At 56.2% G+C, this 24,761-nt stretch carries 25 protein-coding genes; 9 read left to right on the top strand and 16 right to left on the bottom strand.

The annotated features are described in order from the left end of the window. The first annotated feature begins 1 nt into the window (after position 1). The 4 genes from AC0TN7_RS12830 to dolP are packed head-to-tail and all read left to right on the top strand — an operon-like array spanning position 2 to position 3,714. Positions 2-2,164 (top strand): penicillin-binding protein activator, encoded by a 2,163-nt coding sequence (locus AC0TN7_RS12830; RefSeq protein ID WP_473702187.1) that lies wholly within the window; start codon positions 2-4, stop codon positions 2,162-2,164. Continuing rightward, positions 2,122-2,517 (top strand): YraN family protein, encoded by a 396-nt coding sequence (locus AC0TN7_RS12825; RefSeq protein WP_063409206.1) that lies wholly within the window; start codon positions 2,122-2,124, stop codon positions 2,515-2,517. The genes AC0TN7_RS12830 and AC0TN7_RS12825 overlap by 43 nt, the downstream gene beginning before the upstream one ends. A 21-nt stretch (positions 2,518-2,538) precedes the next feature. Beyond that, complete coding sequence (gene diaA, locus AC0TN7_RS12820) at positions 2,539-3,129, top strand: DnaA initiator-associating protein DiaA (RefSeq protein ID WP_003861754.1); 591 nt, start codon at positions 2,539-2,541, stop codon at positions 3,127-3,129. A 9-nt stretch (positions 3,130-3,138) separates the two neighbouring features. Continuing rightward, the gene (dolP, locus tag AC0TN7_RS12815; protein ID WP_024906379.1) at positions 3,139-3,714 is read left to right on the top strand and encodes a division/outer membrane stress-associated lipid-binding lipoprotein; all 576 of its coding nucleotides are present in this window, start codon (positions 3,139-3,141) and stop codon (positions 3,712-3,714) included. Positions 3,715-3,780: 66 nt separating this feature from the next. Here dolP and AC0TN7_RS12810 read toward each other — a convergent pair whose 3' ends face one another. Further along, positions 3,781-4,818 carry a permease gene (locus tag AC0TN7_RS12810; protein ID WP_267217572.1) on the bottom strand — a complete coding sequence of 346 codons (1,038 nt, stop codon included), beginning with the start codon at positions 4,816-4,818 and terminating at the stop codon, positions 3,781-3,783. 40 nt (positions 4,819-4,858) lie between these two features. Next, the gene (locus tag AC0TN7_RS12805) at positions 4,859-5,503 is read right to left on the bottom strand and encodes an NAD(P)H-binding protein (RefSeq protein WP_032650365.1); all 645 of its coding nucleotides are present in this window, start codon (positions 5,501-5,503) and stop codon (positions 4,859-4,861) included. A 128-nt stretch (positions 5,504-5,631) separates the two neighbouring features. Here AC0TN7_RS12805 and AC0TN7_RS12800 point away from each other — a divergent pair, with 128 nt between their 5' ends. Further along, a complete protein-coding gene (locus tag AC0TN7_RS12800) occupies positions 5,632-6,150 on the top strand; it encodes a type 1 glutamine amidotransferase domain-containing protein (RefSeq protein WP_023333577.1) in 519 nt (172 codons plus the stop codon). Here the strand turns inward: AC0TN7_RS12800 and AC0TN7_RS12795 are convergent. Further along, on the bottom strand, positions 6,130-6,564 hold the full coding sequence (locus AC0TN7_RS12795; RefSeq protein ID WP_148770250.1) for a YhbP family protein: 435 nt from the start codon (positions 6,562-6,564) through the stop codon (positions 6,130-6,132). The two genes, AC0TN7_RS12800 and AC0TN7_RS12795, sit on opposite strands and share 21 nt — an antisense overlap. A 14-nt stretch (positions 6,565-6,578) precedes the next feature. On the opposite strand from AC0TN7_RS12795, the gene AC0TN7_RS12790 reads away from it, so the two are divergent. After that, the gene (locus AC0TN7_RS12790; protein ID WP_008501484.1) at positions 6,579-6,908 is read left to right on the top strand and encodes a GIY-YIG nuclease family protein; all 330 of its coding nucleotides are present in this window, start codon (positions 6,579-6,581) and stop codon (positions 6,906-6,908) included. On the opposite strand, the gene AC0TN7_RS12785 is transcribed toward AC0TN7_RS12790, so the two are convergent. Both AC0TN7_RS12785 and ubiT read right to left on the bottom strand, forming a co-directional pair. Beyond that, complete coding sequence (locus tag AC0TN7_RS12785; RefSeq protein ID WP_023309324.1) at positions 6,895-7,398, bottom strand: GNAT family N-acetyltransferase; 504 nt, start codon at positions 7,396-7,398, stop codon at positions 6,895-6,897. The two genes, AC0TN7_RS12790 and AC0TN7_RS12785, sit on opposite strands and share 14 nt — an antisense overlap. Beyond that, the gene (gene ubiT / locus AC0TN7_RS12780; protein WP_024906374.1) at positions 7,392-7,916 is read right to left on the bottom strand and encodes a ubiquinone anaerobic biosynthesis accessory factor UbiT; all 525 of its coding nucleotides are present in this window, start codon (positions 7,914-7,916) and stop codon (positions 7,392-7,394) included. The genes AC0TN7_RS12785 and ubiT overlap by 7 nt, the downstream gene beginning before the upstream one ends. Before the next feature lie 211 nt (positions 7,917-8,127). Here ubiT and ubiU point away from each other — a divergent pair, with 211 nt between their 5' ends. The 3 genes from ubiU (at position 8,128) to AC0TN7_RS12765 (ending at position 11,095) form a co-directional block, all read left to right on the top strand. Continuing rightward, positions 8,128-9,123, top strand: coding sequence for a ubiquinone anaerobic biosynthesis protein UbiU (ubiU, locus tag AC0TN7_RS12775; protein ID WP_023309326.1), 996 nt, complete (start codon positions 8,128-8,130; stop codon positions 9,121-9,123). A 7-nt stretch (positions 9,124-9,130) separates the two neighbouring features. After that, positions 9,131-10,009 (top strand): U32 family peptidase, encoded by an 879-nt coding sequence (locus AC0TN7_RS12770; protein WP_473702186.1) that lies wholly within the window; start codon positions 9,131-9,133, stop codon positions 10,007-10,009. Between the two features lie 78 nt (positions 10,010-10,087). Next, positions 10,088-11,095, top strand: coding sequence for a luciferase-like monooxygenase (locus AC0TN7_RS12765; RefSeq protein WP_032650369.1), 1,008 nt, complete (start codon positions 10,088-10,090; stop codon positions 11,093-11,095). 84 nt (positions 11,096-11,179) lie between these two features. Here the strand turns inward: AC0TN7_RS12765 and mtr are convergent, their stop codons facing one another. From mtr to rimP, 11 genes are all read right to left on the bottom strand, one after another. Further along, positions 11,180-12,424: a tryptophan permease gene (gene mtr, locus AC0TN7_RS12760; protein ID WP_463727342.1), complete on the bottom strand. Its 1,245-nt coding sequence runs from the start codon at positions 12,422-12,424 to the stop codon at positions 11,180-11,182. A gap of 142 nt (positions 12,425-12,566) precedes the next feature. Next, positions 12,567-14,462 (bottom strand): DEAD/DEAH family ATP-dependent RNA helicase, encoded by a 1,896-nt coding sequence (locus AC0TN7_RS12755; RefSeq protein WP_024906370.1) that lies wholly within the window; start codon positions 14,460-14,462, stop codon positions 12,567-12,569. Continuing rightward, positions 14,455-14,535, bottom strand: a complete 81-nt coding sequence (yrbN, locus tag AC0TN7_RS12750; protein ID WP_100122156.1) for a protein YrbN — start codon at positions 14,533-14,535, stop codon at positions 14,455-14,457. Before yrbN ends, AC0TN7_RS12755 begins: the two co-directional genes overlap by 8 nt. 107 nt (positions 14,536-14,642) lie before the next feature. After that, positions 14,643-15,527 (bottom strand): lipoprotein NlpI, encoded by an 885-nt coding sequence (gene nlpI, locus AC0TN7_RS12745; RefSeq protein WP_023309331.1) that lies wholly within the window; start codon positions 15,525-15,527, stop codon positions 14,643-14,645. Between the two features lie 108 nt (positions 15,528-15,635). Beyond that, positions 15,636-17,774 (bottom strand): polyribonucleotide nucleotidyltransferase, encoded by a 2,139-nt coding sequence (gene pnp / locus AC0TN7_RS12740; RefSeq protein ID WP_024906369.1) that lies wholly within the window; start codon positions 17,772-17,774, stop codon positions 15,636-15,638. 242 nt (positions 17,775-18,016) lie between these two features. Further along, positions 18,017-18,286: a 30S ribosomal protein S15 gene (gene rpsO, locus AC0TN7_RS12735; RefSeq protein ID WP_003861789.1), complete on the bottom strand. Its 270-nt coding sequence runs from the start codon at positions 18,284-18,286 to the stop codon at positions 18,017-18,019. Between the two features lie 154 nt (positions 18,287-18,440). After that, complete coding sequence (gene truB / locus AC0TN7_RS12730; RefSeq protein ID WP_473702185.1) at positions 18,441-19,391, bottom strand: tRNA pseudouridine(55) synthase TruB; 951 nt, start codon at positions 19,389-19,391, stop codon at positions 18,441-18,443. Further along, positions 19,391-19,795, bottom strand: coding sequence for a 30S ribosome-binding factor RbfA (rbfA, locus tag AC0TN7_RS12725; protein WP_003024988.1), 405 nt, complete (start codon positions 19,793-19,795; stop codon positions 19,391-19,393). Before rbfA ends, truB begins: the two co-directional genes overlap by 1 nt. A 106-nt stretch (positions 19,796-19,901) precedes the next feature. Further along, complete coding sequence (infB, locus tag AC0TN7_RS12720; protein WP_048992084.1) at positions 19,902-22,589, bottom strand: translation initiation factor IF-2; 2,688 nt, start codon at positions 22,587-22,589, stop codon at positions 19,902-19,904. A 24-nt stretch (positions 22,590-22,613) separates the two neighbouring features. Further along, positions 22,614-24,116: a transcription termination factor NusA gene (nusA, locus tag AC0TN7_RS12715; protein ID WP_003861798.1), complete on the bottom strand. Its 1,503-nt coding sequence runs from the start codon at positions 24,114-24,116 to the stop codon at positions 22,614-22,616. 28 nt (positions 24,117-24,144) lie between these two features. Next, a complete protein-coding gene (gene rimP, locus AC0TN7_RS12710; protein WP_014833432.1) occupies positions 24,145-24,597 on the bottom strand; it encodes a ribosome maturation factor RimP in 453 nt (150 codons plus the stop codon). Between the last annotated feature and the right edge of the window lie 164 nt (positions 24,598-24,761).

The raw sequence follows: 24,761 nt of genomic DNA, 5'->3' as shown, positions 1-24,761 counted from the left end.
TATGGTACCGTTAACGTTTCTTCGAAAAAAAGCCACGCGCAGCGTGCCGCTTCTGCTGGCAGCCCTGATCTTTGCAGGCTGTGGCACCCAGGCACCTGACCAGAGCACCGCCCATCTCCAGGGTTCTGCTCAGGCTGATTCTGGCTTTTATCTGCAACAAATGTCGCAGAGTTCAAATGATACCAAGACCAACTGGCAATTACTCGCCATTCGTGCACTGCTGAAAGAGGGTAAAACCCAGCGGGCAGCCGAGCTGTTTAACCAGTTGCCAAAAGATCTTAACGACGCCCAGCGTCGTGAGCAGAGCCTGCTCTCTGCCGAGCTGAAAGTCGCGCTGAAAGATTACGCCGCCGCGAAGAAGATCCTCGGGGATATTGACGTGAGCGCGCTGGATAAAAATCAGCAGGCGCGCTTCTGGCAGGCGGGCATTACCGCTGAGCAGGGACGCCCTTCGCTGACCTTGCTCCGCGCGCTCGTCGCGCAAGAGCCACTGCTTGGCGGTGCCGATAAGCAGAAAAATATCGATGCCACCTGGCAAGCGCTGGCGTCGATGACGCAGGAACAGGCGCAGGCGCTGGTCATCAACGCCGATGAAAACGTCCTGCAGGGCTGGCTGGATCTGCAGCAGATGTGGTTTAACAACCGCAGCGATCCAAAGATGCTGAAAGCCGGTATTACGGATTGGCAGACGCGCTACCCGCAAAACCCGGGCGCGAAAATGCTGCCAACCCAGCTGGTGAACGTGCAGAACTTTAAGCCTGCGTCTACCAGCAAAATCGCTCTGCTGCTGCCGCTCAACGGCCAGGCGGCGGTGTTTGGCCGCACCATTCAGCAGGGCTTTGAAGCGGCGAAAAACGGCACGACGTCGGTAACCGGCAGCGCGGTTCCCGCGCAGGCGGCCCAGGCGGCTAACGTGAATGATGTTGTCAGCCCATCTGCCGCAGAGACCAGCGACCTGACCTCGGCGCAAGCGCCGGCGCAGGGCACGATGCAAAACCCGGTGACGGCTCCGACGACGCCGCCAGCTACAGCGGCACCGGCTACTACAGCACCTGCGACCCAGGCTCCGGCCGAGACGCAAGCGGCACCTGCACCTGTCACAACAGCAGAGCAACCTCAACAGCAGCCTGCGCAACCCGCGGCCCAACCTGCCGCGCAGCCGCAGGTCGTGGCAACCACCAGCGCCAATCCGGGCGCTGAGTTGAAAATCTACGACACCAGTTCGCAGCCGCTTGATCAGGTGCTGGCGCAGGTTCAACAGGACGGGGCGAGCATTGTTGTCGGCCCGCTGCTGAAAAACAACGTGGAAGAGCTGATGAAGAGCAATACCACGCTGAACGTGCTGGCGCTCAACCAGCCGGAGCAGGTTCAGAACCGGGCCAATATTTGCTACTTCGCGCTCTCTCCTGAAGATGAAGCCCGCGATGCGGCGCGTCATATTCACGAGCAGGGTAAGCAGGCTCCGCTGCTGCTCATCCCGCGCAGCGCGCTGGGCGATCGCGTGGCCAATGCCTTTGCCGATGAGTGGCAGAAGCTGGGCGGCGGCGTGGTGCTGCAGCAGAAATTCGGTTCCGTCTCTGAACTGCGCGCTGGCGTAAACGGCGGGGCGGGCATCGCGCTTAACGGCAGTCCTGTCACCGCGAGCCTGCCGCAGCAGCAGGGCGTGACGATTGGCGGCCTGACGATCCCTGCCCCACCTACCGACGCGCAGATCAGCGGTGGCGGTAAAGTGGATGCGGCCTATATCGTTGCCACGCCGCAGGAGATCGCCTTTATCAAACCGATGATTGCGATGCGTAACGGCAGCCAGAGCGGCGCAACGCTCTACGCCAGCTCCCGCAGCGCGCAGGGCACCGCAGGCCCGGATTTCCGTCTGGAAATGGACGGTCTGCAGTACAGCGAAATCCCGATGCTGGCAGGCAGCAACCCGGCGCTGATGCAGCAGGCGCTGAGTACCGTACGTAACGATTATTCGCTGGCCCGTCTGTATGCGATGGGTGTCGATGCATGGGCGCTGGCGAACCACTTTACCCAGATGCGTCAGGTGCCGGGCTTTGAGCTTAACGGCAACACCGGCGATCTGACCGCGACTCAGGACTGCGTGATTAACAGGAAGTTATCATGGCTCAAATACCAGCAGGGGCAGATCGTCCCGGCCAGTTAAGCCGCAAAGAGACCGGCGATGCGTGGGAGTTAAAGGCGCGTCGCTGGCTTGAAGGCAAAGGACTGCGCTTTATTGCCGCCAACGTCCGCGGGCGTGGCGGCGAAATTGATCTGATCATGAAAGACGGTCAGGTCATCGTGTTTGTAGAAGTGCGCTTTCGACAGTCCTCCCGTTTTGGCGGTGCTGCCGCCAGCGTGACGCTCGCCAAACAACATAAATTATTACAGACTGCCCACTTGTGGCTTGCCCGCCATAATGGGAGCTTTGATACTGTGGATTGCCGGTTCGATGTGATAGCCTTCACCGGAAATGAGATCGAATGGCTTAAAAACGCTTTTGGCGAAGACGCATAATTAGGATTTAAAAGGGATAACGTGCTCGAAAGAATTAAAGTGTGCTTCACAGAAAGCATCCAGACTCAGATTGCCGCGGCGGAAGCCCTTCCGGATGCTATCTCGCGTGCCGCAATGACGCTGGTGCAATCCCTGCTAAACGGCAACAAAATCCTCTGTTGTGGCAACGGCACGTCAGCCGCCAACGCACAGCATTTTGCTGCCAGCATGATCAATCGTTTTGAAACAGAACGTCCGAGTTTACCCGCCATTGCACTTAATACCGATAACGTGGTCTTAACGGCGATTGCTAACGATCGTCTGCATGACGAAATTTACGCAAAGCAGGTGCGAGCTCTGGGTCATGCCGGAGATGTGCTGCTGGCCATCTCCACGCGCGGCAATAGCCGGGATATTGTCAAAGCCGTTGAAGCCGCCGTCACCCGCGACATGACCATCGTGGCCTTAACCGGCTATGACGGGGGTGAGCTGGCGGGTCTGCTTGGGCCGCAGGATGTGGAAATCCGCATTCCGTCTCACCGGAGCGCGCGTATTCAGGAAATGCATATGCTCACGGTGAACTGCTTATGTGACTTGATCGATAACACGCTTTTCCCTCACCAGGATGATTAAGGAGTTCTTATGAAGGCTTTATCGACCCTCGCAGTCCTTATGTCTGCATTACTGCTTCAGGGATGTATCGCTGCGGCCGTTGTGGGTACCGCCGCAGTAGGCACCAAAGCGGCAACCGATCCGCGCTCTGTGGGAACACAGGTGGATGACGGTACGCTGGAGCTGCGCGTCAACAGTGCGCTCTCGAAAGACGAACAGATCAAGAAAGAGGCGCGTATCAACGTGACGGCTTACCAGGGCAAAGTGCTGCTGGCAGGCCAGGCGCCGAATATGGAACTCGCCTCTCGTGCGAAACAAATCGCAATGGGTGTTGAAGGAACCACAGAGGTGTTTAACGAAGTGCGTCAGGGCAAGCCAATTGGCCTGGGTGATGCCTCTTCCGATACCTGGATCACCACCAAAGTGCGTTCCCAGCTGCTGGGCTCGGACCAGGTGAAATCCTCCAACGTGAAAGTGACGACGGAAAACGGTGAAGTGTTCCTGCTGGGTCTGGTGACCGACCGTGAAGGGAAAGCGGCGGCCGATATCGCCAGCCGGGTGAGCGGCGTGAAGCACGTCACCACCGCGTTTACTTACATTAAATAAAAAAAATCCCCTCACTTGAGGGGATTTTTTTGTAGGCCCGGTAAGCGTAGCGCCACCGGGCGTTTTTCACAGAAGCGCAATACTTCCCACCATAATCCCGCTCAACGCCACCAGCCCTGCGGTCAGCCAGAGCGCTTTCGCCGGGAATGACTTACGCAGCATAATCAGCGACGGCAGGCTGATCGCCGGCAGCGTAATCAGCAGCGCCAGCGCCGGCGCGGTGCCCATGCCGGCCAGCATCATGGTTTGAACAATCGGGATCTCCGCCGCCGTTGGGATCACAAACAGGCAGCCTGCAACGGCCATCGCAATGACCCACATCAGCGTGTTGTCGATAGCACCATCCGCATGCGGGAAGAGCCAGACGCGCGCCGCCCCCAGAACCAGTACCGCCAGGATATAGACCGGGATGGTGCTCCAGAAAAGTTGCCATAGCGCCCTGCCCCAGCGCGCAAAGAAGCCCCCCTGCGGCTCGCTGACGTCCAGCTCAACGGCTGCGGGTTCTTCGGCAGTATCCTTCACCAGTTTTTGCACCAGCGTCGCCACCACCAGCACGGTCAGCAGTCCGGCGACCAGACGGATGAACGCGAAATGCCAGCCCAGCACAAAGCCCATAAACACCAGCGTCGCCGGGTTGAGCAGCGGGTTGCCCATCCAGAACGCCAGCGCGCCGCCCATCGACACGCGCTGGCGGCGCATCCCTGCAGCCACGGGCGCGGCACAGCAGGAGCACATCATGCCCGGCAGGGAGAAAATCGTCCCCAGCAGCGTGCCCTGAAAGCGCGGCTGGCCCAGGGTTTTCACCAGCCAGTTACGCGGGATAAGCACCTGAATCAGCGACCCCAGAATGACGCCTAAAACGGCGGCTTTCCAGACGGCAAGGAAGTAGACCATGGCATAGTCCCACGCCGCCTGCAGCGGGCTGGACTCAGCCTGAGCGAGAATAGATTTACCGATGCTGTGCGTTTCGGCGGCGGTGAAGGCTTTGCCGTAGTACGGCTGCCATTTCACGTACCAGAGGCCAACAATGACCACGAGAAAGAAGAGTGCGGGCTTCCACCATTGAACAGGTGTTGCCGCCTGAGATGAAGACTGACCAGTCATAGCATTCCCCGGAGAGTATTAGGTTATTAGCCGGGGGAGTTTACGCCTCGCCCTGCGCGATTTCACGCAGTTTTGCCGAAGGGATAATGTTTACGCCCGCTTTCGACGGAGCCAGTCCCTCTTTTAACATCGCCCGCGCGACGTCCCGCGCCTCGATGGCCTTCCAGTTGCCGGGAAGGATGCGAAACAGCGGGGCCAGTATTGACTCGTTAAAGCGGCGTTCGTCCCGGTGGCCGATCAGCATCGAAGGGCGCACAATCGTCAGTTGCTCCCATTTCTGCGCAATCAGCGCATCCTCCATCTTGCCCTTCACCTTGTTGTAGAAGAAAGGCGATCCGGCATTAGCGCCCAGCGCGCTGACCACCAGAAAATGTTTGGCCCCCAGCTTTTTCGCTGTAAGCGCGGTGTCCACCACCAGCGTATAGTCGGCGTGGATAAATGCCTCTTTGCTGCCCGCCTCCCGTCGCGTGGTGCCCAGACAGCAAAAGGCGATATCAATAGGATCCTGGACCTGCGCCAGCGCGTCCGTCAGCTGAGGATCGTGCGGATTAAAGACGCCAGATAAATCTGCCAGCGGTCGACGCGTCGGGGCGGCGATATAGTTCACGCGGCGATCCTGAATCAGCAGCCGCAGCAGATGATCGCCCACTAACCCGGTAGCCCCGGTAATCAATACCTGACTCATCGTATCCCCTTTACAGAATTGTCCGTTTGCGAACTCAGCGTCGTCGACCACACTTAGAAGTCTGTTACAGGTAAGTATTTACCACAAGCGGAGAAAAATCAGTCTGAAGCCAAAACAACGGAGGAAGCATGGGCAAGAAAATCGCAGTCTTGATTACCGACGAGTTTGAAGATTCAGAATTCACCTCGCCTGCAGAGGCGTTCCGCAAGGCGGGACATGAGGTCATCACCATTGAGAAAGAGGCGGGCAAAACGGTGACAGGCCATAAGGGCGAGGCGACCGTAACCATTGATGAGACTATCGATAACGTTAGCCCCTCAGATTTCGACGCCCTGCTGTTACCCGGTGGCCATTCCCCGGATTCCCTGCGCGGGGACGAACGCTTCGTGACCTTTACCCGGGACTTTGTCTCTACCGGCAAACCGGTCTTTGCCATCTGTCACGGTCCGCAGCTGCTCATCAGCGCGGAGGTTGTACGCGGGCGTAAGCTCACGGCGGTGAAACCGATCGTTATCGATCTGAAAAATGCGGGCGCCGAGTTTTACGATCAGGAAGTGGTCAACGACAAAGATCAGCTGATCACCAGCCGTACCCCGGACGATCTCCCGGCGTTTAACCGCGAAGCGCTACGCCTGCTCGGCGCGTAACCAGTGCAGCTTCTTGCCAAAGCCCAGGGTGTTGTCGGTAAATTTCAGCTCATCGAGGCGGATTTCCCACACCGGGGCTTTTAGCGCAGCGGCAACGGGAAAGCGGCGCGTGTAGAGCTTACGGCGCGCGTCGCTCTCTTCGCCATCCAGACGACGGATCTCCCCTTTGAACTGCACGCCGCGGATCAGCGCGACCGTTTTCGGCTGGCCATTTACCGTCCCCGCGACCTTTGCCTGCAGGCCGGTCATCTGCGCATGACGCGTTTTGTCTTCGCTCATGACATAAAACGCGACGCGCTCCGGATCGTAGTAGTAAAACGCGTTAGCGCACCACATCTCCCCCTCGTCATAGACGCACCAGGTGACAACATGCTGCTTCGCCAGCCAGCGGTTAATGGTGGCCAGTGTTTCCATTTTCGTTCTCTCTCATGCTATGGTGCGTTCACCTTAACATACTGAATCTGTTTACCGTGTGCTGGTTTCTCTATCTTGTCCGAACCGCCGATAACGCACTCTACACCGGGATCACCACCGATGTGGCGCGGCGTTTTTTACAACATCAAACGGGGAAAGGAGCAAAAGCGCTGCGGGGAAAAGGAGAATTACAGCTCGCCTTTTCGGCGCCCGTCGGTGACCGATCGCTGGCGCTCAGGCTGGAATACCGCATCAAGCAGCTGACGAAGCGCCAGAAAGAGCGCCTCGTGACCGGAGACGGCTCCTTTGAGGCGCTACGCGAGAGCCTGATTAAAAGCGATTGAAATGGTCGTGGTACTCGACCAGGCCATTGACGCCGTTGAGCGCGTCATCCGCCAGACGGTGCACCTGGAAAGCGGATTCCGTACCCGGCCAGCGGCAGCGCAGATCGTAATGCGCGGCCTGCTCAAAGCCTAAACGGCCATAGAACGCCGGATCGCCCAGCGTGACAACGGCCGCATAACCGAACTCATTGAGCGAATCCAGCCCTTCATAGACCAGCTGGCGTGCCAGCCCCTGCCCGCGATAGCTTTCATCTACCGCCAGCGGTGCCATGCCTACCCACTGCAGCTCTTCGCCCTGAACGATGACCGGACTGAAGGCAACATAGCCCACCACCTGACCTTCGTCATCGGTGGCAACCAGCCCCAGCGTAATCAGGCCGTCTTCGCGAAGGTCGTGGACCAGTTGGGCTTCGGCATCGCTCGCAAAGGCGCGGCGTAACAACGCATCGATCCCCGGCGCATCAATCCCAATTTCGACTCGAATCAGCATGGCTCACCTACTGAAGTGTGTTTACCGTCCGGCGGGGTTTTCAGCCCGGCCTCAACGAAATCTGCCATTTGCATTAACATCACGCGCAGCGCTTTCGGCATCTGCTCCAGCTCAATGGCATCCATTAAATTCTTCACGTACAGACCGAGCTCCGTGTCGCCTTCAATCACCAGACGGCGCTGGAAGAAGAGCGTATCCGGATCCTGCTTACGCGCGGCGATCATCAGCAGATCGCTTGCGTTGGCGCTAAAGCTCACATCCGCCTCGGCGGTTTCGCGAACGATCAGCTGGTCATTCTCAACGGAGGTAAACCAGCGCAGCCCGATATCACGCACCTCAATGCTCAACCAGCGCCCTTCCAGGAATTCCAGCTCGCCATCCTGCAGCGCCTGGCGGAACTGCCAGCTCAGGACCTGCTCCAGCACCTGACGTTTAAGCGCGAACGGCGCCAGCTTTACCGGCACGCTCAGCATTGATGGACCAAATTGTACGAGACGTGAACGCAGTTTATCCAGCACGAGCTTTACTCCCTGATATCTATAGTCCTGCTATTTTGCCATATCCGAAGCGCAACATAGCGGCGTAAATCAACAAACCGTCGTCCGCCGTACCTCATTATTGGTGTCATCAATACGCCATTAGCTGCCTTAAATCAAAAATTGTCGCCTATGGGTTAATTAAAATCCCAGCTCGTTAACAATTTTGCGATCGACTACATCAGGATAAATTATGGAGCTGCTCTGCCCTGCCGGAAATCTTCCGGCGCTTAAGGCGGCCATCGAAAATGGGGCCGATGCGGTCTATATCGGGCTAAAAGATGACACCAACGCCCGCCATTTTGCTGGCCTCAACTTTACGGAGAAAAAGCTTCAGGAAGCCGTTAACTTCGTTCACCAGCACCGCCGCAAACTGCATATCGCCATCAATACCTTTGCTCATCCTGACGGCTACGCCCGCTGGCAGCGCGCGGTGGATATGGCTGCACAGCTGGGTGCCGATGCGCTGATCCTGGCCGACCTCGCCATGCTTGAGTATGCGGCAGAACGCTATCCCCATATTGAGCGCCACGTCTCTGTTCAGGCATCTGCCACCAACGAAGAAGCTGTGCGTTTTTACCATCAACACTTTGACGTGGCTCGCGTGGTGCTGCCGCGCGTGCTCTCTATTCATCAGGTTAAGCAACTCGCGCGCGTCACGCCAGTGCCGCTGGAAGTTTTTGCCTTTGGCAGCCTGTGCATCATGGCCGAAGGCCGTTGCTATCTTTCCTCTTATTTAACCGGTGAATCGCCGAATACCGTCGGGGCCTGCTCCCCTGCCCGCTTTGTTCGCTGGCAGCAGACCCCTCAGGGGCTGGAATCCCGCCTTAATGAGGTGCTGATCGACCGCTATCAGGACGGTGAAAACGCCGGTTATCCCACCCTGTGTAAAGGCCGCTATCTGGTCGACGGCGAGCGCTACCACGCGCTGGAGGAGCCGACCAGCCTCAACACGCTGGAGCTGCTGCCGGAACTGCTGGCGGCCAATATTGCCTCGGTGAAAATCGAAGGTCGTCAGCGCAGCCCGGCCTATGTGAGCCAGGTGGCGAAAGTGTGGCGTCAGGCTATCGACCGCTGCATGGCGGACCCGCAGAACTATGCTCCGCAGCAGGCCTGGATGGAGACGCTCGGATCGATGTCCGAAGGCACGCAAACCACGCTTGGCGCGTATCACCGTAAATGGCAGTGAGATAACCATGAAATATTCATTAGGACCGGTGCTCTACTACTGGTCAAAAGAGACGCTGGAAGATTTTTACCAACAGGCCGCCACCAGCAGCGCCGATGTGATTTACCTCGGCGAAGCGGTGTGCAGCAAGCGCCGGGCGACGAAAGTGGGCGACTGGCTGGACATGGCGAAAAGCCTGGCCGGCAGCGGCAAGCAGGTGGTGCTCTCCACGCTTGCGCTGGTGCAGGCCTCTTCTGAACTGGGCGAGCTGAAGCGCTATGTCGAAAACGGCGAGTTCCTGCTGGAAGCAAGCGATCTCGGCGTGGTGAACATGTGCGCTGAACGTAAGCTGCCGTTTGTCGCGGGCCATGCTCTGAACTGCTATAACGCCGTGACCCTGCGCCTGCTGCTCAAACAGGGGATGACGCGCTGGTGCATGCCGGTGGAGCTCTCCCGCGACTGGCTGGCTAACCTGCTTAACCAGTGCGACGAGCTGGGCATTCGCAAGCAGTTTGAAGTGGAAGTGCTGAGCTATGGGCATCTGCCGCTGGCCTATTCTGCCCGCTGCTTTACCGCGCGCTCGGAAGACCGTCCGAAAGACGAGTGCGAAACCTGCTGCATTAAGTATCCGAACGGGCGCAGCATGCTGTCGCAGGAGAATCAGCAGGTGTTTGTCCTCAACGGCATTCAGACCATGAGCGGCTATGTCTATAACCTCGGCAACGAGCTGGCGTCGATGGACGGGCTGGTGGATATGGTGCGCCTGTCGCCGCTGGATACCGGCGTGTTTGCGATGCTGGATGCCTTCCGCGCCAACGAAAACGGCGCCGCTCCGCTGCTGCTGACGGCAAACAGCGACTGCAACGGCTACTGGAAGCGTCTGGCTGGGCTGGAACTGCAGGCCTAAAAAAGGCTCACTTTGTTAACAACGGTTATCATTTTTTAATGCAGTATTAAAGATTGACCGTCGACAAAGTGAGCTGTTATGACTGACAAAACTATTCCGTTTTCGGTGCTGGATCTGGCGCCGATCCCACAAGGCTCCTCGGCAAGAGAAGCCTTTTCGCACTCCCTCGATCTCGCTCAGCTGGCCGAAAAGCGTGGCTATCACCGCTACTGGCTGGCCGAGCACCACAACATGGTGGGCATTGCCAGCGCCGCCACCTCGGTACTGATTGGTTATCTGGCGGCAAATACCACCACTCTGCACCTGGGCTCCGGCGGCGTGATGCTGCCGAACCATGCCCCGCTGGTGATCGCCGAGCAGTTCGGCACGCTGAATACCCTCTATCCGGGCCGTATCGATTTGGGGCTTGGCCGTGCGCCCGGCAGCGACCAGCCAACGATGCGCGCCCTGCGTCGCCATATGAGCGGCGATATCGATAACTTCCCGCGCGACGTGGCAGAGCTGGTGGACTGGTTCGACGCGCGTGACCCGAACCCGCACGTGCGCCCGGTACCGGGCTACGGTGAGAAGATCCCGGTATGGCTGTTGGGATCAAGCCTCTACAGCGCACAGCTGGCCGCACAGCTGGGGCTGCCGTTTGCGTTTGCCTCGCACTTCGCGCCGGATATGCTGCATCAGGCGCTGCATCTTTACCGCACGCACTTCAAACCGTCCGAGCGTCTGGAGAAGCCGTACGCGATGGTGTGCATCAACATCATTGCCGCCGACAGCAATCGCGACGCGGAATTCCTGTTCACCTCTATGCAGCAGGCGTTTGTGAAGCTGCGCCGCGGTGAGACGGGCCAGCTTCCGCCGCCGGTGGAGAATATGCATCAGCTGTGGTCAGCGTCAGAGCAGTATGGCGTTCAGCAGGCGCTGAGCATGTCGCTGGTAGGCGATAAGGCGAAAGTGCGTCACGGGCTGGAGGCGGTGCTGCGCGAAACGCAGGCGGATGAAATTATGGTTAACGGCCAGATTTTCGATCACCAGGCGCGTTTGCATTCGTTTGAGCTGGCGATGCAGGTGAAAGAGGAGCTGGTGGGATAGTTTTTTGCCGGATGGCGGCTTCGCCTTATCCGGCCTACGCGATCCCTGTAGGCCCGGTAAGCGCAGCGCCACCGGGCTTTCTGTTTATTGATACACAGGCAGCAGGTTAAAACTCGACAGCACGTGGACCAGCGCATTGCCAGCACCGAACACCAGAATCAGCGCAATCATCGGCTTGCCGCCCCAGACGCGGAATTTCGGGCTGCCGAAGCGTTTACGTGATTTACGTGCCAGCAGCGCTGGCACAATCGCCGCCCAGATGGTTGCCGCCAGTCCGGCATAGCCGATGGCGTACAGGAAGCCGTTCGGCCACAGCAGGCCGCCCACAATCGGCGGCAGGAAGGTCAGCAGCGCGGTTTTGAAACGCCCCATCGCAGAATCATCAAAGCCGAACAGATCCGCCAGGTAGTCAAACAGGCCCAGCGTCACGCCGAGGAAAGAGCTCGCCACCGCAAAGTTAGAGAAGATAACCAGCAGCAGATCCAGGCTGCGGCTGTTCAGCACGCCGCTCAGCGCCTGCACCAGCACGTCGATGTTACCGCCCTTCTGGGCAATGCCGATAAACTCCGGGCGCGGGATGTTGCCCATCGTCCCGAGCAGCCAGATCACATACAGCCCCAGCGCCAGCAGCGTGCCGTAGACCAGACACTTCACAATCGTGCGCGGATCTTTGCCGTAGTACTTCATCAGGCTCGGCACGTTGCCGTGGTAGCCGAACGACGCCAGACAGAACGGTAGCGTCATCAGCAGGTACGGCGTGTAGGAGGTATTCACTTCGGCAACGTTAAACAGCGTGGTGGGCGTCACGTGCCCCAGCAGGCTGCCGAAGGTCAGGAAGAAGGTGATGACCTTCGCGCCCAGTACGATTGCCGTCATCCGGCTTACCGCTTTGGTACTCATCCAGACGATAAACGCCACGCCCAGCGCAAAGCATAGTCCGGCCAGACGCGCCGGAACGTTCAGCGACATCTCAGAGAAGGTGTGATGCAGAATCGAACCGCTCGCCGAGATATATGCGTAGGTCAGGATATAGAGCACAAAGGCGATGGACAGCCCGTTAATCAGGTTCCAGCCTTTGCCCAGCAGATCTTTGGTGATGGTGTCGAAGCTGGAGCCAATGCGGTAGTTCAGGTTTGCTTCGAGGATCATCAGCCCGGAATGGAGCATACAGAACCAGGTAAAGACCAGCGCAGCCAGCGACCAGAAGAACCACGCACCGGACATGACCACGGGCAGGGAGAACATCCCGGCACCTATAATGGTTCCGCCGATGATCACCACGCCGCCAAGCAGCGAAGGTGACGTTTGGGTGGTGGTTAGTGTCGCCATACAGCCTTTTCTCCAGTCAATCATGCGGTTCTGCATTTTAATGTGACGCACTGTACCAGTACAAGAGTACAAAGGGAATAAAAAAAGCCCCGATAGCATGTATCGGGGCTGTATATTTTACTTTACGTCAGAAGCGTAAGGCTTACGCGTCACCGAAACGACGACGGCTGGTGCCTTCTTCACGACGCGGGCCACGGCTTTCGCGGCGCTCGCCGGAGAAACGACGACCTTCACCACCGCGACCTTCGCTGCGACCGCCTTCACGACGCTCGCCGCCGAAGCTGCGACCACCGCCACGACGTTCGCCGCCACGGTCAGGACGTGGCTGTGCATCGCCCAGCAACTGCATGTTCATCGGCTTGTTCAGGATGCGGGTACGCGTAAAGTGCTGCAGCACTTCGCCCGGCATGCCTTTTGGCAGCTCGATGGTAGAGTGGGATGCGAACAGCTTGATGTTACCGATGTAACGGCTGCTGATGTCGCCTTCGTTAGCGATCGCGCCAACGATGTGACGAACTTCAACGCCATCATCACGACCCACTTCAATGCGATACAGCTCCATGTCACCCGCGTCACGGCGTTCACGACGTGGACGGTCTTCACCACCACGCTCTGGACGGTCACCGCGTGGGCCACGATCGTTACGGTCGCCACGACGTTCGAAGCGATCGTCACGGTCACGGAATTCACGCTTAGGACGCATCGGCGCATCTGGTGGCACGATCAGGCTACGTTCGCCCTGAGCCATTTTCAGCAGTGCTGCAGCCAGGGTTTCCATGTCCAGCTCTTCGCCTTCAGCAACAGGCTGAATCTGCGACAGCAGCGCGCGGTACTGATCCAGATCGCTGCTTTCCAGCTGCTGCTGTACTTTGGCGGCGAATTTTTCCAGACGGCGTTTGCCCAGCAGCTCTGCGTTTGGCAGGTCCGCTTCTGGAATGGTCAGCTTCATGGTACGTTCGATGTTACGCAGCAGACGACGCTCGCGGTTCTCAACGAACAGCAGTGCACGGCCAGCACGACCCGCACGACCGGTACGGCCGATACGGTGAACGTAAGACTCGGAATCCATCGGGATGTCGTAGTTAACAACCAGGCTGATACGCTCAACGTCCAGACCACGTGCTGCCACGTCGGTGGCAATCAGAATATCCAGACGACCGTCTTTCAGACGCTCCAGAGTCTGCTCACGCAGGGCCTGGTTCATATCGCCGTTCAGCGCTGCGCTGTTGTAGCCGCTACGCTCCAGGGCTTCAGCCACTTCCAGGGTCGCGTTTTTGGTACGAACGAAGATAATCGCCGCATCAAAATCTTCCGCTTCCAGGAAACGTACCAGCGCTTCGTTTTTACGCATGCCGTACACAGACCAGTAGCTCTGGCTGATGTCCGGGCGAGTGGTTACGCTGGACTGAATACGCACTTCCTGCGGCTCTTTCATGAAGCGGCGGGTAATGCGACGGATAGCTTCCGGCATGGTTGCAGAGAACAGCGCGGTCTGATGACCGTCCGGGATCTGCGCCATGATGGTTTCAACGTCTTCGATGAAGCCCATACGCAGCATTTCATCTGCTTCATCCAGTACCAGACCGCTCAGTTTAGAGAGGTCCAGGGTACCGCGCTTCAGGTGATCCAGCAGACGGCCCGGCGTACCGACAACAATCTGTGGGCCCTGGCGCAGGGCGCGTAACTGCACGTCATAACGCTGGCCGCCGTACAGGGCAACCACGTTTACGCCGCGCATATGTTTAGAGAATTCCGTCATGGCTTCTGCAACCTGAACAGCCAGTTCACGGGTTGGAGCCAGGACGAGGATCTGCGGAGCACGCAGGTCCGGATCAATGTTGTTCAGCAGCGGCAGCGAGAACGCTGCAGTTTTACCGCTACCAGTCTGGGCCATGCCCAGCACGTCACGACCAGAAAGCAGGTGTGGGATACACTCAGCCTGGATCGGAGATGGTTTTTCGTAACCCAGATCGTTAAGGGCTTCAAGGATAGGAGCCTTCAGGCCCAGATCTGCAAAAGTGGTTTCGAATTCAGCCATGTAGTACGAGTGCCTCAATGTCAATGGCGGCCAGTCTACTTAGCTCATCGTGAAAATGATTAGCAATTTTCATTGAAAAGTGTGAACCGGCTCAAAGTAGGTGTATTGACGAACAACAACGCCCTCACCAGTTAAGGTGATGGCAATCAAAAGATTACGGGCTGATGTTTATGTCGTCAGCTATTGCTGGTCCGATTCTGCCAGGTCGTCATGCTCCTGGCCCAAGAGCGATAATTCCAACAATGCATAACGGTGCTCAACGAAGTTGTGTACGTTGTTAGCAACCGCTAATTTGAACAGTGCCGTAGCGCTGTCCATATCCCCCAGACTTAGGTAGTACTTACCTAAATAGAAGTTGGTTTCACTGAGATGCTCAGCGAGCGAGGTGTTATCCGTTGCGTCCGCCTTGAGGCGTTCCATCAGCGTTGCTTCGCTAATGTTGCCCAGGTAGAACTCGACAATGTTCCATCCCCACTGTTCCTTGTCCGATTTATCGAAGCGCTGTTTCAGTGCTTCTTTTGCCTGCTTCTCATCGAGCTTCCGCTCAACGATGTAAAGCCACAGGCTACGGAAAGGATCATTAGGATCGTCTTGATAAAACGCCAGCAGATCATCTTGCGCTAACTTATCACGACCGCCGTAATACAATGCGATACCGCGATTCAAGTGCGCGTAGTTGTAAGTTGGATCAAGCTCAAGTACAGAATCAAACGCTTCATAGGCAGCATCAAAATTGCCTGCCTGCGTTAAATAAATGCCTAAGTAATTGAATACTTCAGGCATATCAGGTCGGATAGCCAGCGCTTGTGAAAAATCATTCCGCGCTAATGCCCTCAGACCGAGACTATCATACAACACTCCGCGCTCATATAAAAGCTGTGCGCGTTCTTCATCGGTTAAAGCCCGACTGGCAAGTATTTGTTCCATGCGTGCCAGGATCACTTCCTGCTGCAAAGTCGGTTGCAATGGCACTGCGAGGACTTCGCTCTTACGCCAGGCAGAGTTGCTGCATCCTGCCAGCGTTAAAGCTGTCGCAACGAAACACCAGCGCAAAAAAGGCTTCATTTCCCACTCCCGAAGACAACTATTGGATGAACGTCCTGTCCCCCGGCGGCTTAACAAGGCGTCCTGCCTGATAATAGGCCCTCCGCAAAGCGGAGGGCAAATGGCAACTTACTCGCCTTGCTGTTCTGCTGCCTGTGCTTCTGGCGCAGCAGCTGGCTGAGACTGCTCGGTTGCTTCTTTAATGCTCAGACGGATACGGCCCTGGCGATCAACTTCCAGAACTTTCACCGGTACTTCCTGACCCATCTGCAGGTAATCAGTCACTTTCTCAACGCGCTTGTCAGCGATCTGAGAGATGTGAACCAGACCTTCTTTACCGCCACCGATGGCAACGAACGCGCCAAAGTCAACGATACGGGTCACTTTACCTGCGTAGACACGGCCCACTTCGATTTCTGCAGTAATTTCTTCGATGCGACGGATCGCGAATTTCGCTTTCTCGCCGTCGGTTGCTGCGATCTTCACAGTACCGTCATCTTCGATTTCGATGGTGGTGCCGGTCTCTTCGGTCAGCGCACGGATTACGGAACCGCCCTTACCGATAACATCTTTGATCTTGTCTGGATTGATCTTGATGGTGTGGATACGTGGAGCGAACTGAGAAATGTCGCCACGCGGCGCGTTAATCGCCTGTTCCATCACGCCCAGGATGTGCAGACGCGCACCTTTAGCCTGGTTCAGAGCAACCTGCATGATCTCTTTGGTGATACCTTCAATTTTGATATCCATCTGCAGTGCAGAGATACCTTCGCGGGAACCCGCTACTTTGAAGTCCATATCGCCCAGGTGGTCTTCGTCACCCAGAATGTCAGACAGAACAACGAAGTTGTCGCCTTCTTTCACCAGGCCCATTGCGATACCCGCAACGGCGGCTTTGATTGGCACGCCTGCATCCATCAGCGCCAGAGAGGCACCACACACGGAAGCCATGGAAGAGGAACCGTTGGATTCGGTGATTTCAGACACTACACGTACGGTGTACGGGAATTTGTCTGCTTCTGGCATGACTGCCAGTACGCCGCGCTTCGCCAGACGACCGTGACCAATTTCACGACGCTTCGGCGAGCCAACCATACCGGTTTCGCCTACGGAGTACGGAGGGAAGTTGTAGTGGAACAGGAAGCTGTCAGTGCGCTCGCCCATCAGTTCGTCGATGATCTGCGCATCACGTGCAGTACCCAGGGTCGCGGTAACCAGCGCCTGCGTTTCGCCACGGGTGAACAGCGCGGAACCGTGAGTACGTGGCAGAACGCCAGTACGCACATCCAGACCACGGATCATGTCTTTTTCGCGGCCATCGATACGCGGCTCGCCTGCCAGTACGCGGCTACGAACAACGTTTTTCTCGATAGCGTGCAGGATGTCGCTCAGCTCATTAGCGTCCAGCGTTTCATCTTCCGCAACCAGGGTCGCGATAGTTTCAGACTTGATCACGTCAACCTGAGCGTAACGCTCCTGTTTGTCAGTGATGCGGTATGCATCGCTCAGACGAGATTCTGCCAGTGCAGCAACGCGTGCGTTCAGCGCGTCGTTTGCCGCTTCTGGCTGCCAGTCCCAACGTGGCTTACCGGCTTCTTTCACCAGGTCGTTGATGTTCTGGATAACGATCTGCTGCTGGTCGTGGCCAAATACCACAGCGCCCAGCATCTGGTCTTCGCTCAGCAGTTCAGCTTCGGATTCAACCATCAGTACAGCCGCTTCAGTACCCGCAACCACCAGGTCCAGCTTACTTTCTTTCAGCTCTTCCTGGGTTGGGTTCAGCACGTACTGGTCGTTGATGTAGCCAACGCGCGCGGCACCGATTGGACCATTGAATGGAATACCAGACAGTGACAGGGCAGCGGACGCACCGATCATCGCTACGATGTCCGGGTTAACCTGCGGGTTAACGGAAACAACGGTCGCGATAACCTGTACTTCGTTAACGAAGCCTTCCGGGAACAGTGGACGAACCGGGCGGTCAATCAGACGCGCGATCAGGGTTTCGCCTTCGCTTGGACGGCCTTCACGACGGAAGAAACCACCCGGGATTTTACCGGCAGCGTAGGTACGCTCCTGGTAGTTAACGGTCAGCGGGAAGAAGTCCTGACCTGGTTTAGCTTTTTTCTGGCCAACAACGGTAACGAATACCGCAGTGTCATCCATGCTTACCATAACGGCAGCAGTAGCCTGACGAGCCATCATGCCGGTTTCCAGCGTGACGGTATGCTGACCATACTGGAATTTACGAACGATCGGATTCAGCAAAGTTCTGTCCTTTCTTAAATGTTTGACAGCACACCACCGGTGTGCTGTCGATTTAACCCGACCTTCTTCGCATCCTCGCGACTAATGACAACCAACACCCCCATGGGTGAAGCCTCTCATTAGCCGCGCGAACCTCTGCAATGAAGATCATTTATAGCAACAATACAATAGTTTCCAGTGAATTGCTGCCGTCTGGTTGAAAAAAGGGGCCATCAGGCCCCCTTTTCTGAAACTCGCAAGACTTAGCGACGCAGACCCAGACGCTCGATCAGCGCGGTGTAGCGTGCAACATCTTTACGTTTCAGGTAGTCGAGCAGTTTACGACGCTGAGAAACCATACGCAGCAGACCACGACGGCTGTGGTGATCTTTTTTGTGCTCTGCAAAGTGACCCTGCAGGTGGTTAATCTGTGCAGTCAGCAGTGCAACCTGAACTTCGGTAGAACCGCTGTCGTTAGTACCACGACCAAACTCAGAAACGATTTTAGCTTTAGCTTCAACGCTTAGAGACATTTTCAAACTCCAAAGTATAAAGAATGTAAGGGTGCCGATCTCTAATTCAGCGACCCCATGTACGCCCCGCAGATTGTTAAACAATTTACCAGGCGTTAAGCGGCGATATTCTACTCGTCTCCCCTGCTTATCGCAAGGTGAGCCGTCATCACCGTCATGCTTCGATCGGATACTCGACGACCAGACGACGCGGCGCAACGCGCCCTTCACCATCCATTTCGCCCATACCGATGAATTTCCTTTCTTCGCCTTCGGTCACGCGTACCAGTCCTTCCAGCGGCGCTTCCGCCGTACGAACCGGGTTGCCGTTCTTAAAGTAAACGGAGGATGTTAAAGGAAGATTAACAACCGGGAAGTCCGCTGCCGGACTGTCCATCGGCATCAGCAATGGATCCAGCAAATCTGCCGGCGCGATCCCCTGCACTTCCGCCTGTTCTACCAGCTCGCGCAGTTGCTCCAGGGTCACCATCCGCTCTACCGGGTACTTGCTCACCGCCAGACGACGCAGGTAAATCACATGTGCGCCGCAGCCCAGCTTTTCACCGAGATCGTCGATGATGGTGCGAATATAGGTCCCTTTCGAACAGTGCACTTCCAGCTCAAGCTCATCACCTTCGTGGCGAATAAACAGCAGCTCATACACGGTTATCGGACGGGCTTCACGCGGGACGTCAATGCCCTGGCGCGCATATTCGTAGAGCTTCTTGCCCTGATATTTCAGCGCCGAATACATCGACGGCACCTGCATCGTGTCACCACGGAAGCTTTCCAGCGCCGCATCAAGCTGCTCCGCGCTGAAGGTCACCGGGCGCTCTTCTACTACCTGACCGTCCGCGTCGGAGGTATCCGTGCGCTGGCCCAGTTTAGCGATAACGCGGTAACGCTTATCGGAGTCGAGCAGATACTGGGAAAACTTTGTCGCCTCTCCCAGGCAGACCGGCAGCATGCCGGTTGCCAGCGGATCGAGCGCGCCGGTGTGGCCCGCACGGTTGGCGTTATAAATACGCTTAACTTTTTGCAGCACGTCGTTGCTGGAAGCGCCCTGGGGTTTATCCAGCAGCAGCACACCATGCACGTCGCGACCACGACGACGAGGACGACTCATTAGTCCTCCTTGCTGTCGTCCGCCGGGTTAACACGACGCTCGTCGTCATGTTTAACCACGCTGGTCACCAGGTTGGACATACGCATACCTTCGACCAGCGAGTTGTCGTAGAAGAAGGTCAGTTCAGGCACGATACGCAGGCGCATCGCTTTGCCAAGCAGGGAGCGGATGAAACCAGAGGCTTCCTGCAGCGCTTTAATGCCGTTTTTCACTGCCGCTTCGTCCTGATCGTTCAGGAAGGTGACGAACACTTTGGCATAGGCCAAATCACGGGACATTTCGACACCGGAAACGGTGGTCATCATGCCGACACGTGGGTCTTTAATTTCACGTTGCAGAATGAGTGCGATCTCTTTCTGCATTTCCTGCGCTACGCGCTGAGGGCGACCAAATTCTTTCGCCATAATAAATTCTCCAGACAAAAAAGGGGCTAAAGCCCCTTTTTGAAATTATTGCCGGGTGGCGCTTCGCTTACCCGGCCTACGTCAACCAATCTTCAGCCGACGAAGATTACGCGATGGTACGCTGAATTTCGATGATCTCGAACACTTCGATCATATCGCCAACGCGAACGTCGTTGTAGTTCTTCACGCCGATACCACATTCCATGCCGTTACGGACTTCGTTAACGTCATCTTTGAAGCGGCGCAGGGATTCCAGCTCGCCTTCGTAGATAACCACGTTGTCACGCAGTACGCGGATTGGGTTGTGACGCTTGATGTTACCTTCGGTCACCATACAGCCCGCGATCGCACCGAATTTCGGTGATTTGAACACGTCACGTACTTCAGCCAGACCGATGATCTGCTGTTTCAGCTCAGGAGACAGCATACCGCTCATCGCGGCCTTCACTTCGTCGATCAGGTTATAGATGACGGAGTAGTAACGCAGATCCAGGCTTTCGGATTCAATCACTTTACGCGCAGACGCATCCGCACGAACGTTGAAGCCAACCAGGATAGCGTTAGAGGCAGCAGCCAGGGTAGCGTCGGTTTCGGTGATACCACCTACGCCCGAACCGATGATCTTCACTTTCACTTCGTCGGTAGACAGTTTCAGCAAGGAGTCGGAGATCGCTTCCACAGAACCCTGAACGTCGGCTTTCAGAACGATGTTCACTTCGTGAACTTCGCCCTCGGTCATGTTGGCAAACATGTTCTCGAGTTTAGATTTCTGCTGACGAGCCAGTTTAACTTCACGGAATTTGCCCTGACGATACAGTGCCACTTCACGCGCTTTCTTCTCGTCACGCACAACGGTCACTTCGTCACCGGCAGCCGGAACACCGGACAGACCCAGGATTTCCACTGGAATGGACGGACCCGCTTCCAGCACTTCCTGACCCAGTTCGTTACGCATCGCACGAACGCGGCCGTATTCGAAACCGCACAGAACGATATCGCCTTTATGCAGCGTACCTTCACGAACCAGAACGGTAGCAACCGGGCCACGACCTTTATCCAGGAAGGATTCGATCACCGCGCCGCTCGCCATACCGTTACGGATGGCCTTCAGCTCCAGAACTTCGGCCTGCAGCAGGATCGCGTCCAGCAGTTCGTCGATACCGGTACCCGCTTTCGCAGACACGTGTACGAACTGGCTTTCACCGCCCCACTCTTCCGGCAGGATACCGTACTGGGAAAGTTCGTTTTTAACACGATCGGGATCCGCTTCTGGCTTATCGATCTTGTTCACTGCAACCACAACTGGCACACCTGCAGCCTTCGCGTGCTGGATAGCTTCGATGGTCTGTGGCATCACGCCGTCGTCTGCGGCAACAACCAGAACAACGATATCCGTCGCCTGAGCACCACGAGCACGCATTGAGGTAAACGCGGCGTGGCCTGGGGTATCCAGGAAGGTGATCATACCGTTGTCAGTTTCTACGTGGTATGCACCGATGTGCTGGGTAATGCCACCCGCTTCACCCGAGGCAACCTTAGTAGAACGAATGTAGTCAAGCAGAGAGGTTTTACCGTGGTCAACGTGACCCATGATGGTCACAACCGGTGCACGCGGTTCAGCCGCAGCGCCAGTATCACGGTCGCTCATTACTGCTTCTTCCAGCTCGTTTTCACGACGCAGGATTACTTTGTGGCCCATCTCTTCAGCAACCAGCTGTGCGGTTTCCTGATCGATCACCTGGTTGATGGTCGCCATGGCGCCCAGTTTCATCATCGCTTTGATGACCTGAGAGCCTTTAACCGCCATCTTGTTCGCCAGTTCGCCAACGGTAATGGTTTCGCCGATCACAACGTCACGGTTAACGGCCTGAGCAGGCTTCTGGAAGCCCTGCTGCAGAGCGGAACCTTTACGCTTGCCGCCTTTACCACCGCGAACAGCCGCGCGTGCTTCTTCACGATCAGCTTTGGATTCAGCGTGCTTGTTGCCTTTTTTCGCCGGACGCGCAGCTTTTGCATTACGGCCACGGCCACGACCGCCTTCCACTTCACGGTCGTTATCATCTTCAGCCTGACGCGCATGCTGAGAAGTGGTCACGTGATAGTCGCTGGTGTCTTCAGTCGGCTCAACGGTATTCACACCATTCTTCTCGTTTTCTTCTGCCATACGGCGCGCTTCTTCGGCGACGCGGCGAGCTTCTTCTTCCAGCTTACGGCGGGCTTCTTCTTCCGCTTTACGCTTCAGCTCGGCAGCTTCATTTTCACGGCGGGCTTTTTCAGCCTGGGCGGTTTTGGTCATTTCGTCTGTCTGTTGATTGCTCACTTTGTCTTTTTCCGCAGCGTCACGCTTCACTTTATCACTTGCGTCGCGTTTCGCTTTTTCTGCGGCCTCACGTTCAGCTTTTAATTCTGCTTCACGTTTGGCGGCTGCTTCCGCCTCACGCTGAGCTTGTTCTTCCGCTTCACGCTGTGCCTGCTCTTCCGCGGCAAGGCGTTCTGCCTCTTGCGGATCACGTTTTACAAAGGTGCGCGTCTTGCGGACTTCAATTTGTACCGATTTGCTTTTGCCACCGGTACCAGGGATGTTTAACGTGCTACGCGTTTTGCGCTGCAGCGTTAACTTGTCAGGCGTAGAGCCGTGTTCACGGTTCAGGTGCGTTAACAAGGTTTGTTTTTCTTGCGCGGTCACCGAGTCATCAGCGGACTTCGGGATCCCTGCATCAGCAAATTGCTGTACCAGGCGGTCCACGGAGGTCTGAATCTCAGCAGCCAGCGATTTTACAGTTACATCAGTCATGCTGTTCCTTCCTGCTACAGTTTATTACGCTTCGTCGCCGAACCAGCAAATATTACGTGCGGCCATGATGAGCTCGCCGGCTTTCTCGTCGGTTAAACCTTCGATATCAGCCAGGTCATCAACGCCTTGCTCAGCGAGATCTTCCAGCGTACAAACACCACGGGCAGCCAGCTTGAACGCAATCGCACGATCAAGACCTTCCAGATTCAGCAGGTCATCAGCCGGCTTCTTATCGCCAAGGCTTTCTTCCTGAGCCAGTGCCAGGGTGGTCAGTGCGTTTTTAGCGCGTTCACGCAGGGCTTCAACGGTTGGTTCATCCAGACCGTCAATTTCCAGCAGCTCTTTCATTGGCACATAGGCCAGTTCTTCCAGCGTAGAGAAACCTTCTTCAACCAGAACAGTGGCGAAGTCTTCGTCAATATCCAGGTATTTCGTGAAGGTATCGATCGCCGCATGGGCTTCAGCCTGATGCTTAGCCTGCAGGTCATCAACGGTCATCACGTTGAGTTCCCAGCCGCTCAGCTGTGACGCCAGGCGTACGTTCTGGCCGTTACGGCCGATTGCCTGCGCCAGGTTGCCCGCTTCAACAGCGATATCCATGGTGTGTTTGTCTTCGTCAACAACGATAGACGCCACATCAGCTGGAGCCATTGCGTTGATCACGAACTGCGCCGGGTTGTCATCCCACAGAACGATATCAATACGTTCGCCGCCCAGCTCAGTAGACACTGCCTGGACACGCGCACCGCGCATACCAACGCAAGCACCGACCGGGTCGATACGCTTGTCGTTGGTTTTCACCGCAATTTTCGCACGGGAGCCCGGATCGCGAGCCGCCGCTTTAATCTCGATAACTTCTTCACCGATTTCCGGTACTTCGATACGGAACAGTTCTACCAGCATTTCTGGTTTAGAACGGGTCACGAACAGCTGTGCGCCACGCGCTTCAGGGCGAACGGCGTACAGAACGCCGCGAATACGGTCGCCTGGACGGAAGTTTTCACGCGGCAGCATATCTTCACGCAGGATCACGGCTTCAGCGTTACCCGGCAACCCTTCGGATTTGATCTCCAGGGAGATATTGTCGCGGTTCACTTTCTTCACCACGCCGGTGATGATTTCGCCTTCCTGATCGCGGAACTGATCGACAACCAGCGCGCGCTCGGCTTCGCGCACTTTCTGCACGATAACCTGTTTAGCGGTCTGGGTGGTGATACGGTCGAAGGTCACAGATTCAATCTGATCTTCAACGTAGTCACCCACGTTCAGACTTTCGTCTTCAAAACGGGCGGCTTCCAGGGTGATCTCTTTGGTCGGCTGGGTTACTTCTTCAACGATTACCCAACGACGGAATGTATCGAAGTCACCGCTTTTACGATCGATTTCTACGCGAACATCGATCTCTTGTTCGTATTTTTTCTTGGTTGCTGTAGCCAGTGCACTTTCCAGCGCTTCAAAAATCTTCTCACGCGGCAGTGATTTCTCGTTGGAGACGGCTTCAACAACAGCCAAAATTTCTTTGTTCATCGCGGGCTTTTCACCTCAATCCAGACTGTTAAAAGTGGGGAACCAGGTTCGCCTTCTGGATATTACTCAGCGCGAACACTTCATCTTTGCCTTCGACTGTCACCGTGATCATTTCACCATCAACAGCTTTGATAATTCCCTGCCATTTACGGCGGTTCTGTACGGCCATACGCAGAACGAGAGCCACTTCTTCACCGGTAAAGCGCACATAGTGCTCGGCCGTGAACATCGGGCGATCGAGGCCAGGTGAGGAAACTTCCAGGTTGTACGCAACGGTAATCGGGTCTTCAACATCAAGAACCGCACTCACCTGGTGGCTGACATCAGCACAATCATCAACATTGATGCCATCTTCACTATCAATATAGATGCGCAGCGTCGATGTACGGCCGCGAACGAATTCGATGCCGACCAGTTCGTAGCCCAGTGCTTCGACCGGTGCAGTAATCATCTCTGTTAATTTTTGCTCTAATGTGGACAAGCCCACCCCCAAGACATAAAAAAAGGGCGTAAAGCCCAGTTATTCTGTAGTCAGATAACAAAAAACCCCGATAAATCGGGGCTTTAGATAACTGAACCCTATAGCCACAACTGTGGCCTGGAGCACTTTCCGAAAGAATTTTTTCAAATCCAGCTACGAAGGCT

This window comes from Enterobacter sp. PL_is511 (genome assembly GCF_055816065.1).
This window is presented reverse-complemented; position numbering and strand designations above follow the sequence as displayed.